We start from the raw sequence: 12,706 nt of genomic DNA on the forward strand, positions 1-12,706 counted from the left end.
TCATAGTTTTTAAGAAATCCTATACTGTACTGCAGCCATCACAGTAAATCCGCAGCTTTGCTGAAGCGTTGCCTTTACACTGTAATTATCCTCGAAAGGACCAATGAGCCATGAATATTTCAACCAACTTCGACCAGAACATCTCACACTTTCACGAAATTCTGGACATTTCAAAGAACTTTGACATTGTCTACCGCACGCTGACCATCGCCGGCAAAAATGCCTGCCTGTACTTTGTGGACGGCTTCACAAAGGATGAGATCCTTTTGCGGCTGATGCAGGACTTCGCCTCCATAAAGCCGGATGCTTTCCCGGCATCCGCCCATGACTTTGCAAAGCAGCATGTCCACTACGGCGAAACCACCATCGAGACCGATGATACCATCATCTTCACTCAGCTTCTCTCCGGCCTCTCCTGTCTTTTGATCGACGGGTATGACCGGGCAATCCTCATCGACTGCCGTACTTACCCGGCCCGCGGGGTTTCGGAGCCCGAAAAAGACAAGGTGCTCCGAGGCTCCCGGGATGGCTTCGTGGAGACCATGATCTTCAATACCGCCCTGATCCGCCGCCGGATCCGGGACGTGAATCTCACGGTGGAGATCATGCAGACCGGAGAAAGCTCCCACACAGACATCGCGATCTGCTACATGAAACGTCGTGTGGACGAGGACCTGCTAAATAAGATCAAGGACCGCATCGAAAATCTGCATGTAGATGCTCTGACTATGAATCAGGAAAGTCTGGCAGAATGTATCTTTCCCCACAAATGGTTCAACCCGTTCCCAAAATTTCGTTTTTCTGAACGTCCGGACACGGCTGCAGCGTCTATTCTGGAGGGAAACATCGTCATCCTTGTTGACAATTCCCCCGCCTGCATGATCCTGCCATCCTCAGTCTTTGACATTATCGAGGAGGCAGATGACTATTACTTCCCGCCGGTGACCGGGACCTACCTGCGGCTTTCCAGAATGACAGTCTCATTTCTCACCCTGTTTCTGACCCCGGTGTGGCTTCTCTTTATGCAGAACCAGAACTGGATCCCAGGCTGGCTGGAATTTGTCAAACTGGCAGATGACATGTACGTTCCCCTGATCTTCCAGCTTCTGATCCTGGAATTTGCCATTGACGGCCTGCGTCTCGCCGCAGTCAATACGCCGAGCATGCTGACCACACCGTTAAGTGTTATCGCCGGTATTGTTCTCGGCGAATATTCTGTAAAATCCGGCTGGTTCAATTCCGAAACCATGCTCTACATGGCGTTTGTCACCATAGCCAATTACTCTCAGGCAAGCTTCGAGATGGGTTACGCGCTAAAATTCATGCGTGTGATCCTGCTGATCCTGACCTCCCTCTTAAACGTCTGGGGATTCATCCTCGGCACCGCCATCGCCGTCTGCTCCATCGTATTCAACCGCACCATCGCCGGAAAGAGCTATATCTATCCGCTGATCCCGTTTTCGTGGCCGGAGATCAAAAAGAGATTCCTCCGGGGACGGCTGCCGCATACAGAGAAAAATAAACGCTGACCATTTTCCGGTAAATTCCGTATTGATGCATTTCATTTACCGGAATTTCCCATTGCACAAAAAATCCGTGTCCTGCAGATTTCGTTGTACAGGACACGGATTTCTTCAATTGTAAATATATCAAATCTTCAACGACCACTTACTGAGATCCCAAACCTTCGATACCAGTCCGTCATAGAACTCCGGCTCGTGGCAGATGAGGAGGACTGCTCCTTTGTACTCCAAAAGTGCTCTCTTAAGCTCATCCTTCGCATCCACATCCAGATGGTTCGTCGGCTCGTCGAGAAGCAGAACGTTGGTCTCCCGGTTCATAAGCTTGCAGAGGCGGACCTTCGCCTGCTCACCGCCGGAGAGGACGCGGACCTGGCTCTCGATATTCTTTGTAGTCAGGCCGCACTTTGCAAGGGCAGAGCGGACTTCGTACTGGGTGTAGGACGGAAACTCCTTCCAGATCTCCTCGATACAGGTCGTCGTATTTCCCGGTGCCATCTCCTGCTCAAAGTAGCCAGGGAACTGGTAGTCACCGACCTCAACACTTCCGGAGATTGCCGGAATCAGACCCTGAATGCTCTTTAAAAAAGTGGTCTTTCCGATACCGTTGGCGCCAATGACCGCGATCTTCTCGCCGCGCTCCATGAGGAAATTAAGCGGTTTTGAAAGTGGTTCATCATAACCGATCACAAGATCCTTCGTCTCAAAGATCAGTTTTCCGGTTGCCCTTGCATTCAGGAAATGGAACTCCGGCTTCGGTTTTTCCTTTGCAAGCTCGATGACCTCCATCTTGTCCAGCTTCTTCTGTCTCGACATCGCCATGTTTCTCGTCGCAACACGGGCCTTGTTTCTCGCAACGAAATCCTGAAGCTTCGCAATCTCCGCCTGCTGGCGGTTGTAAGCTGCCTCCAACTGGCTCTTTTTCATCTCGTAGACTTCCATGAACCGGTCATAGTCACCCACATAGCGGTCAAGCTTCTGGTTCTCCATATGGTAGATCAGGTTTACCACGCTGTTTAAAAACGGGATATCGTGGGAGATCAGGATAAAAGCATTCTCGTAATCCTGAAGATACCGCTTCAGCCACTCGATATGCTGTACATCCAGGTAGTTTGTCGGCTCGTCGAGGAGCAGGATATCTGGCTTTTCAAGAAGAAGCTTTCCGAGGAGGACCTTCGTTCTCTGTCCGCCGGAGAGCTCGTCAACGTCCTTGTCAAGACCGATCTCGTCGAGGCCGAAGGCGCGTCCGATCTCCTCCACCTTGGAGTCGATAATATAGAAATCATGTGCCATCAGAAGATCCTGGATCGTTCCCAGCTCCTCCATCATGGCGTTCATCTCTTCCTCAGAGGCGTCTCCCATCTTCGCGCAGATGTCGTTCATCTTCTCCTCCATCTCAAAGAGGAAGGAAAAGGCACTCTTAAGCACGTCGCGGATCGTCATACCCTTCTCAAGCACGGTATGCTGGTCTAAGTAGCCCACACGGACATTCTTCGACCATTCGACCTTTCCCTCATCCGGCATCATCTTCCCGGTAATGATATTCATAAATGTGGACTTTCCCTCACCGTTTGCTCCGATGAGACCGATATGTTCCCCCTTTAACAGGCGGAAAGAAACGTCCGTAAAGATAGCCCGGTCTCCGAAACCATGGCTTAAGTGTTCTACATTTAAAATACTCATAAAACTTCTTTTATTCCGGCTTTTCCTTAAAATTCAGCCGTTTTCCCTTTCTCCTGGGATCCCAGGTAAACCTATATAACTGCAAGCAGGCTTGCGTCGAACTTCAGACCTTTTGAACCTGATATCATATAAATAATGTCATGATCGGAATCGTGATCAGAGAGAACAGTGTATTGGTAAGCAGACATTTCGACGCATACACCGGATCTGATCCATATTTCTCCGCCAGAAGCGCCGTCGTGCTTCCCGCAGGCATCGCTGTAAGAATCACCGCGCACCCTGTCATGATCGGATCTGCATTTAACAGGCGCATGATAAAGAGCGCCAGAAATGGCAGTGCCACAAGGCGCATAAACGCCAGGTACACAGTACTCCAGTCCTTAAAGGACGCCAGTGTCAGTTCCGTCATCATCGTCCCGATCAGGACCATGGAGAGCGGAGTTGTACAGTTTCCAAGTCCTGTGACAGACTTTGCCAGAAATTCCGGCAGAGTAAAGTCTGTGAAGCTTCTGAAAAGTCCGATAAAGATCACGATCACGCACGGATTCAGCATGACCTTCTTAAACGCCGCCTTTTTATCCGCCTCCGCCGTGAAAATCGATACTCCCGCCGTCCACATAAAGATACGGTTCGGGATAATAAAGATCGACGCCAAGAACATTCCCGCCTCGCCGAGCACCGCCTTCACGATCGGCAGCCCCAAAAACGCCGCGTTATTGACGAGTGTGGCATACTGTAAGACGGATTTTTTCTCCTTCGGATACATGTTGTAGACAACTTTTCCACCGAGCCATGCCGCGAAGCAGATAAAAAACGCCACTCCGAGACACAGGGCCGCCTGTTTTAACATGTCCAATGTGATATGCATGCTGAAGGAGTTAAAGATCATACAGGGCAGCGTGATTCTGAGAACAAAATCCGTGAGCTTTCCCTGCATCTTTTTTTCAATAATTCCACGCTTTCTGCAGTAAAATCCCACCGCCATGTACACGAGCAGGATCGCCTGGGTCGAAAGCATCTTCATAAAATTTTCCATCTGGTCCCTTATTTCTAAATACACACAGTCCGAAAAAAGGCTGTGCAGGGAACAGCGTTTCCGCCGCCTGCACAGCCTTTTGCTGCCCTCTCGGGATTAAAATTATTCGTCTACGCTGTAGTTCGGAGCCTCTTTTGTGATGTGGATATCATGCGGATGGCTCTCGCGGAGTGCGGCTGCGGAGATCTTAACAAAATGACTGTTCTCCTGAAGCTCTTTGATATCATGAGCACCGCAATATCCCATACCGGCACGAAGACCGCCCAGCATCTGGAATACGGTATCCTCAACGAATCCCTTGTAAGCAACACGTCCTTCAACACCTTCCGGAACAAGCTTCTTCGCGTTCGACTGGAAGTAACGGTCCTTACTGCCGTTCTCCATAGCAGAAATAGATCCCATTCCACGGTAAACTTTATATTTTCTTCCCTGATAAAGTTCGAAGTCTCCCGGGCTCTCATCGCAGCCCGCGAACATGGATCCCATCATGCAGACATTACCGCCGGCTGCGAGAGCCTTTGTAACATCTCCGGAATACTTGATACCGCCGTCGGCGATGATCGGAATACCGTACTCCTTCGCAACTGCATAGCAGTCCATAACAGCAGTGATCTGCGGAACACCGATACCTGCAACGACACGTGTCGTACAGATCGATCCCGGTCCGATACCAACCTTAACAGCGTCAACGCCGGCCTCGATCAGGGCTCTTGTAGCCTCACCCGTTGCAACGTTACCGGCGATTACCTGAAGATCCGGATATTTCTCCTTGATCATCTTTACGCAGTTGAGAACGTTCGCAGAGTGTCCGTGCGCAGAGTCGAGAACAACAACATCGACCTTTGCATTTACAAGGGCTTCTGTTCTCTCAAGAACATTTGCTGTGATTCCGATTGCAGCACCGCAGAGAAGTCTTCCGTGGTCATCCTTTGCGGAGTTCGGATACTTGATCTGTTTCTCGATATCTTTGATCGTAATGAGTCCTTTTAAGTTAAAGTTTTCATCAACGATCGGAAGCTTCTCGACTCTTGCCTTTGCAAGAATGCGCTTTGCTTCTTCCATGGTTACGCCTTCTTTAGCTGTAACCAGATGCTCGGAAGTCATGCACTCCTTGATCTTCTTGGAATAATCTTCCTCAAATTTCAGATCACGGTTTGTGATGATTCCGACAAGCTTTTTACCCTCAGTAATCGGAACACCGGAAATGCGGAATTTTGCCATCAGCTCATCTGCATCTTTTAATGTATGTTCCGGGGACAAATAAAATGGGTCTGTGATTACTCCGTTTTCAGAACGTTTTACCTTATCTACCTCTTCAGCCTGCGCCTCGATCGACATGTTTTTGTGAATGATACCGATTCCGCCCTGTCGCGCCATAGCGATCGCCATGCGGTGCTCAGTAACGGTATCCATGCCGGCACTCATAAATGGAATATTGAGTTTGACTTTCTTTGTCAGGTGTGTTGAAACATCAACCTGATTTGGGATTACTTCAGAATATGCAGGTACGAGGAGCACATCATCAAATGTAATACCTTCACCAATGATCTTACCCATTTTATGGTTCCCTCTCTTTCTTCTGTTTTATTATTTTTAAAAAAAATATAACTAAAAACTGTCGTTGCGTCAGTTCCAGTTATTATCCTAGAGTATAACAGCTTTGTCGAATTTTAGCAACCGTCAATTCATATAATTTTTTTCACTTTTTTATTATTTTTGCTTATAAATTTCCGAAAATTTTTCAGCCCGGCAGTTCCAGCCTCGCCATACGGAATTACCGGTACTCTTTCAGGATCTCCAGAAACTCAAGATTTTCCTCGTGCGTCCGGACGCAGATCCTGTAAAATCTCGAATCGAGTTCCCTGTAGTTTTTGCAGGACCGGATCAGGATCCCGTGTTCCAGAAAAAACTCGTACAGCCACGATTCCTGCTCCGTCTTAAAATCCTTAAACAGAAGGAAATTCGCCTCCGAATGGAACACTGTAAATCCCGCCTTTGTGAGTCCGTCCGAGAGAACCTTTCTCTCCTTTTCCACCAGCTCCCGCATTTTTTTCAGGAACGGGATCCGCTCATCCGAAAGAGCCGCCAGCCCAGCTTCCTGGGCCGGGATCGATACGCTCCACGGCTGCCAGTTTTCTTCCATCCGCTCGATAAGCCCCGGATCCGTGCAGAATCCATAGCCGATCCGCAGTCCCGCCATCGCGTATGTCTTCGTAAATGCCCTGAGGAGAAATAACGTTCCCCCATTTTCCGGCATTCCTTCCTTCCACGCCAGAAATTCCCGGATACAGCCATCCGCCTTTTCTTCATTTAAGAATTCGATAAAGCATTCATCGATCACGGCAACGATCCCCGCTCTTTTGCAGTAGTCGAGGATCTTTAAGAGATCCGCTTTTCTCATCATCGCACCGGTCGGATTTGCCGGTGTACACAAAAAGATCATATCGGGGCGTTCTTTTTTCAGAAATTCCAGATATTCGGAAATGTTTAGAAAAAAGGATTCCGATTCTTTTAAGTAAAAAAAGGAAACTTCCGTCCCACATGCTTTCAGTGCGGTCTCATATTCCATAAAAGACGGGGCGGGGATCGCGGCTTTCTTCGGGCATAACGTCTGCACCAGCCGGAAGATCAGCTCCGCAGCGCCGTTCCCGAAGATCATCATCTCCCCCGGGATCCCGGTAAGTTCCGACATTCTCGCGCGGAGTGCTCCGCAGGTACTGTCCGGGTATCTGGTGCTGAGTGCGATGCTCTTCATCGCCGCCTCCCACACAAAATTCGGCATCCCCAGTGGATTTACATTGATCGAAAAGTCAAGCTCCACGTTCCGGTTCCGGTAAACATCACCGCCGTGTCCGTATTCCATCACTGCTCACCGCCTTTTAACAGCACCGGGATCCCGCAGACAACGCGAAAGACCGTTCCCGCGCGTGCTGCCAGATACTGGCACGCGTCCCCGGTCATCTCACGCCAGAGGCGGTCATCCGCGTCCACCGGGACGATCCCGCAGCCGATCTCATCACAGGTGATGACTGCTGCCGGATTTTTTTCCAGAATTTCATCCAGAAAGCGGTACATGCACGCTTCCGCCCTGTCCCCGCAATTTTCCTCATTTCCAGCCGGATATTCCGTCCGCAGTCCCGACTCGTCCGGATCCGTGATCATTCTTCTTATATACATATGAAGATTTAAGATCGCCTCCGCGTTGAACGCATCGGCAAATCGCGTTTTTTCTCCGTCCGCCGCACAGATAAAGCGGTCTTCTCTGTTCTCCGCCGCCCTTTTCATGGCAAATTCCGCTTTTCCCTGATGCGCTCCCCCTGTGATCAGCGTGATCCCGTCTGTCATATGCTCCATTTTCTCCTTGTCCTCTCTCTGAGCCGTGTTCTTCTCCGCAGTTTTTATCTTTACCGGAATTCCGCAGAGGACCTCATACACTTCATCGGCCTCCCCGGCCAGCGCAATATTGATCTCTCCCAGAAGGTTCCGGTACTCTTCCGTCTCCTCCGAGTATGCCCCCTGATCTCCGGAGACATCATTTGTCACGATCACGAAAAAGCCGGACTTCTTCCTGACCTTTTCGATTCCGGCAAGGATCCTCTCTTTTGCATGTTCCTCCGGATTCTTCATATCTCCCCGGTACATCTCATTCGCCGCAAGGTTTGAAACACATTCCAGAAGACAGCGGCTCCCAGCCGGGATCTCCGCCGTTTCAAGATCTACCGGACATTCGATCGTCCTGAAATTCTTCTCCGCCCGCATATTCCGGTGTTTCCGGATCCGCTCCCTGCACTCCTCATCCCAGGCGATCATCGTCGCCAGATACCAGGATGGGCAGGTCTTATTTTCTTCCACCCGTTCTCTTTTATCCTGTTCAAGGATCAGCGATTCCGCAAATGCCGATTTTCCGCTCGAACTGCCTCCGTTTACAAGAATCATCATAGTCTCTTCTCTCCTATTATCCGTGTACATCACAAGCGCTGCCGCATAGCATCTTTTTACAGCCTGGGATCATACGCCGCCGCCACCGTCACGCCATCTCCCGCTTCCTTTTTAAATAAGATCCGGCAGTCTCTGACTCCCATCCGGCAGGCTGCCACCGCAGATCTCTCGCAGACATTTCCGGTTCCCGTCGTCTTTTTGACAAATTCCGACTCTGTAAACGTTCCCGGCTGGCTGTTCAGCTCCTCACTGGAAAAGGTGAGAAACGGGACCTGCAGCGTATTTGCAAAATCGATGATCCCCTGTTCCTGCTTTTTGATATCGATACTCGCGACCGCAAAGACACTTCTGAGGTCGATCCCGTTCCGCCTCATAGCGTCCTCCACCGTCTCTCGGATCTTCTCCGCGGGAGTTCCCCGTTTGCATCCGATCCCCAGTGCCACACACCTCGGTACGAGGCGCAGGACACGGTCTGACGGGATCCCGTCCTTCTCCCGGTCCGACACCGTGATCCGGATATTCCGTTTACAGAGCCGGTCGCGAAACAGTCCCTCCGGTATTTTTTTCCATCCTGAAAAGCCGAAATCCGAGAACACGCCAACCGGTTCCTCCGCAAGAATATCCGCCGAGATCCTTTTTGCAAGTACCCGGTCTGTGATCACAAGCCCGTGATCCTTTGCAAAGACATCCACTGCGAATTTCCGTTCCACATCCGTCGCCGTCGTGACGACAGGGACCGCCCCGATCCCACCGGCCACAAACTCCGCCAGGCGGTTTGCTCCTCCTACATGACCGGAAAGGAGCGGGATCACGAACGTTCCCGCCTCATCCACGCAGAGAACGGCCGGATCATGGAATTTATCCTGCACGAACGGGGCGATGGCGCGGACAGCGATCCCGCAGGCGCCGACAAAAATAAGCGCATCCGAGCGCTGAAACTCCGCCCCGGTCCACGCGGAAAGTCCGCCCTCCGCGATCGCCTGATAAGGAAGACCGGCATCTTCCCTGGCAAGCCGGAGCGCGTAACGCCCTGCGACCCACAGCGACGTGTCCCATTTTTCCTCATTTCCGCCGGCACTCCCCGTCCCGGCGATCTTTTTCATCGTTTCAAATCCCATTCTCGTAAAGCAGACGAGCGATACCTTCATCATCTTCCATCCTCTCCGGATCATGTCTCACTTGCATTCAGCCAAACTCTTTCTTCCTCATTATAAAAGAAAACTGCCGGTTGTTCAACGGCAGTTTTCCTGTTACTTTTTGCGGGTAGGAATTTTCGGTCCGAAAATTTTCCTTTTTCTCCTCATCAGATGTGTTCTTCCCCCGCAGACAGCTCTCTTTTCTTTTTTGTCATAAGACCGCCGATCCGTCCGCTCTCCTTTGCAGTGAGTGACCTCCACCCGCCGGCTACAACCTTGTCGGCAAGTCCCAGTTCCTTCGCGATCTCAAATTTCATCCGATCCTCCGGCTTTATATGCTCCGGATCGATCGGTTCCCTTTTCTTTTTAGACAATGGTCCACACTCCTTCCGTAAAGGAAGTATGCCCGGATCCTGTCTTTTTATTCCCTTAGTTTCCGCTCTGGAAGATCACGATCTTCTCTGTCTTTGCGGCATCATCTGCAGATGTCCAGACGAGGATATCGGTTCCCTCTGTGAGATCTTCCTCGGAAACGATATTTTTAGTCAGATACGGAAGAAGTCTTGTCTCAGCCGTGATCGTGTATTCGCTGCCATCCACGGTTGTTAAAACGAACTCTCCGTCTGCACTTCCCTGATCAAGGCTCTCTACCTGGGTATATTTCGGGAACGCCGCGTCCTCCGGAACATCCGTGATGATCATGATCCCGTTCGCAATCGGCGGCAGACTCATTGTCATCGCCGATCCCACATAAACGTTCACTGCTTTTCCTTCCGTCAGAGTATCTGCTTCAACCGGGTAACCGTTGACGCCGTCGAGGATCTTTGTATCATCAGAGATCGTGATGATCACTTCCTCGGTAGAATCCCCGACCTGGCGGTTCATCGTAAGCTCACCGTTTTCCATGGAAACAACGGTGCCGACAAACGGAGCGTATTCACTCTCTGCCTCCGCTCCTGTGCCCTCCGGGTTTTCGCCGCCTGGAAGCATTGTCGCCTCATTTTCTGTCGTTGCGGAAGTTTCCGTTCCTGCCGGAGTCTCAACGACAACAGCTTTTGTCTCTTCCTTTGTCTGTCCGTCCGCCTTTGCACATCCGGTAATTCCCATAGATGCCATCATCATCGCTGCACATGCCAGCGCAGTCATTTTTTTCATATTCTTCATAATATCAGTTCCTCCTCAAATTTTCCAGATTTCAAAAAAGTTGTCGCAGCTGTTTTCTTTTTTGTAGGCATATCTTAGCATATAATTCTTGAAAATACACTAGGATTTCATTTACAAATCCCTTACGCATTTTTGTAGAAAGGATCCGGATTGCGGCATTTCTGCGGCAATCCGGGCACTTTGGAGTGCGCACCCCGGGCAGGCAATGCCCTTTTGCTTAACAGGGAGTTCCGTTGAAATTTCCCGTTAAGCAAAAAAGGGACATCACAACTGTGATGTCCCAAAAAATTCATTTCCGATCAAAGACTTCCGGATTACTCCTCAGTCTGCTCCTGTGCGTTGTCAGCCTCAAGAGCCTTCATGCTTAAGCTGATCTTTCTGTCTGCCTCGTTGAAGTCAACGATCTTTGCAGTGATCTCCTGACCGATGGAAAGTACATCAGCCGGTTTTGCAACGTGCTCTCTGGAGATCTGGGATACATGAAGCAGAGCGTCTACGCCCGGCTCAAGCTCAACAAATGCACCAAAGTCAGTCATACGAGCTACTTTACCCGTAACTACGTTGCCTACTGCGTACTTCTCAGCAGCGTTTGCCCACGGATTTGTCTCCGGGAACTTCATGGAAAGGGCAATCTTCTCACCGTTGATGTCTTTGATGAGAGCTGTTACCTTATCGCCAACCTTGAATACCTTCTTCGGGTTCTCGATTCTGCCCCAGGACATCTCGGAGATGTGGAGTAAACCATCAGCGCCGCCGAGATCGATGAATGCACCGAAATCAGTTACGTTCTTAACAGTTCCTTCTACCTTGTCGCCTACAGCGATCTTCTCGAAGAGAGCTTTCTGCATCTCAGCCTTCTTAGCAACGATAAGCTGCTTGCGGTCACCGATGACTCTTCTTCTTCTCGGATTGAATTCTGTGATCACGAATTCGATCTCTTTATCAGCATATTTGGATAAATCTTTCTCATATACGTCGGATACAAGGCTTGCCGGGATGAAGATTCTTGCTTCGTCCACGATTACGCTTAAACCGCCGTCAAGAACCTGGGAAACCTTTGCAGTAAGAACTTCATGGTTCTCGAATGCTTCCTCAAGTCTCTTATTTCCTCTGTCTGCAGCCAGTCTCTTGTAAGAAAGAGCAACCTGACCTTCACCGTCGTTCACCTTTACGACTTTGGCTTCCATCTCGTCACCAACATGTACAAGATTTCTTAAGTCTACATTGGACTCGTTTGTGTATTCACTGCGGGTAATGATGCCATCAGACTTGTAACCAATATTTAAAACGATTTCGTCTTCTTTTACGTCAATGACCTTACCGGTGACAACCTCTCCTGTACGTATTGTTTTTAATGATTCTTCTAACATTTGTTCAAAACTTAATTCTGACATTTAGTATGAACCTCCTCGATAATATTGTTTGGGGTTGACGCCCCGGCCGTAATACCTACACTGCGCACAGAACTAATACATTCAGGATTAAAGTCGCCCAGAGTCTGGATGTAATAGGTGTTTTTACATTCCTTCCGGCAGATATCGTATAGCTTCTGGGTATTCGAGCTGTGTTTCCCGCCGATAACCAGCATCACGTCCACCTGCGAGGCTATCCTCATCGCTTCCACTTGTCTTTCCTGTGTTGCATTGCAAATCGTATTTAAAACAGTTATATCATACCGCGTTTTAGAAATTTTTTCAACTAGATCTTGAAATTTCTTGTAATTAAATGTCGTCTGGGATACGATACAAAGCTTTTCGTCCTCCGGTAATTCCAGTCTGCGGAAATCATCCATGTTTTCGATGACTTTTGTCCTCTCATCACCCCAGCCCTTGATGCCCTGCACTTCCGGATGGTCCTCACTGCCGACGATCAGGACTCTTCTTCCCTCTGCAGTCTGTTTTTCCACGATCCGGTGGATCTTTTTTACATACGGACATGTGGCATCGACGATCTCCACTCCGTTTTCTTTCAAAATGTCATAGACATCTTTTCCGACGCCGTGGGAACGGATCACAACAACGGCATCGCGGATCGTCTTCAGCTCTTCCAGAGTGTCGATGACCTCCACTCCTTTTTCCTGAAGATCCCCCACGACCTGTTCATTGTGGATGATCGGACCGTAGGTGTAGATCGGTTTTTCCGTCTTTCCGATCTGCTCATATACTTTTTCCACAGCACGCTTCACGCCAAAGCAGAAGCCCGCTGTCTTTGCCACTGTTACTTCCATG

General features: G+C 49.7%; 11 protein-coding genes. 1 reads left to right on the forward strand and 10 read right to left on the reverse strand.

All coding sequences use genetic code 11. The annotated features are described in order from the left end of the window. Window positions 1-110: 110 nt before the first annotated feature. Window positions 111-1,529 carry a spore germination protein gene (locus GPK90_RS09700; protein WP_215702849.1) on the forward strand — a complete coding sequence of 473 codons (1,419 nt, stop codon included), beginning with the start codon at window positions 111-113 and terminating at the stop codon, window positions 1,527-1,529. A 120-nt stretch (window positions 1,530-1,649) separates the two neighbouring features. Here the strand turns inward: GPK90_RS09700 and GPK90_RS09705 are convergent, their stop codons facing one another. The 10 genes from GPK90_RS09705 to ispH form a co-directional block, all read right to left on the reverse strand. Beyond that, window positions 1,650-3,203 (reverse strand): ABC-F family ATP-binding cassette domain-containing protein, encoded by a 1,554-nt coding sequence (locus tag GPK90_RS09705; RefSeq protein ID WP_215702850.1) that lies wholly within the window; start codon window positions 3,201-3,203, stop codon window positions 1,650-1,652. 124 nt (window positions 3,204-3,327) lie between these two features. Beyond that, window positions 3,328-4,227, reverse strand: a complete 900-nt coding sequence (locus tag GPK90_RS09710; RefSeq protein ID WP_252197408.1) for an AEC family transporter — start codon at window positions 4,225-4,227, stop codon at window positions 3,328-3,330. Window positions 4,228-4,341: 114 nt separating this feature from the next. Next, window positions 4,342-5,796, reverse strand: a complete 1,455-nt coding sequence (gene guaB / locus GPK90_RS09715) for an IMP dehydrogenase (protein WP_021905973.1) — start codon at window positions 5,794-5,796, stop codon at window positions 4,342-4,344. Between the two features lie 217 nt (window positions 5,797-6,013). Next, window positions 6,014-7,102 (reverse strand): pyridoxal phosphate-dependent aminotransferase, encoded by a 1,089-nt coding sequence (locus tag GPK90_RS09720; protein WP_118531843.1) that lies wholly within the window; start codon window positions 7,100-7,102, stop codon window positions 6,014-6,016. Continuing rightward, window positions 7,102-8,178 carry a bifunctional adenosylcobinamide kinase/adenosylcobinamide-phosphate guanylyltransferase gene (locus GPK90_RS09725; RefSeq protein ID WP_215702852.1) on the reverse strand — a complete coding sequence of 359 codons (1,077 nt, stop codon included), beginning with the start codon at window positions 8,176-8,178 and terminating at the stop codon, window positions 7,102-7,104. Before GPK90_RS09725 ends, GPK90_RS09720 begins: the two co-directional genes overlap by 1 nt. Before the next feature lie 56 nt (window positions 8,179-8,234). After that, window positions 8,235-9,329 (reverse strand): cobalt-precorrin 5A hydrolase, encoded by a 1,095-nt coding sequence (locus GPK90_RS09730; RefSeq protein ID WP_252197409.1) that lies wholly within the window; start codon window positions 9,327-9,329, stop codon window positions 8,235-8,237. Window positions 9,330-9,481: 152 nt separating this feature from the next. After that, on the reverse strand, window positions 9,482-9,631 hold the full coding sequence (locus tag GPK90_RS09735) for an alpha/beta-type small acid-soluble spore protein (protein ID WP_118297892.1): 150 nt from the start codon (window positions 9,629-9,631) through the stop codon (window positions 9,482-9,484). 112 nt (window positions 9,632-9,743) lie between these two features. Then, on the reverse strand, window positions 9,744-10,478 hold the full coding sequence (locus GPK90_RS09740) for a hypothetical protein (protein ID WP_215702853.1): 735 nt from the start codon (window positions 10,476-10,478) through the stop codon (window positions 9,744-9,746). Window positions 10,479-10,792: 314 nt separating this feature from the next. Further along, entirely contained in the window at window positions 10,793-11,872 is a 1,080-nt protein-coding gene (gene rpsA, locus GPK90_RS09745) for a 30S ribosomal protein S1 (protein WP_118297830.1), read from the reverse strand. After that, on the reverse strand, window positions 11,860-12,705 hold the full coding sequence (gene ispH, locus GPK90_RS09750; protein ID WP_118513519.1) for a 4-hydroxy-3-methylbut-2-enyl diphosphate reductase: 846 nt from the start codon (window positions 12,703-12,705) through the stop codon (window positions 11,860-11,862). Before ispH ends, rpsA begins: the two co-directional genes overlap by 13 nt. Between the last annotated feature and the right edge of the window lies 1 nt (window position 12,706).

Source organism: Clostridium sp. MCC344 (genome assembly GCF_018785365.1).
Taxonomy (GTDB): Bacteria; Bacillota; Clostridia; order Lachnospirales; family Lachnospiraceae; genus Pilosibacter.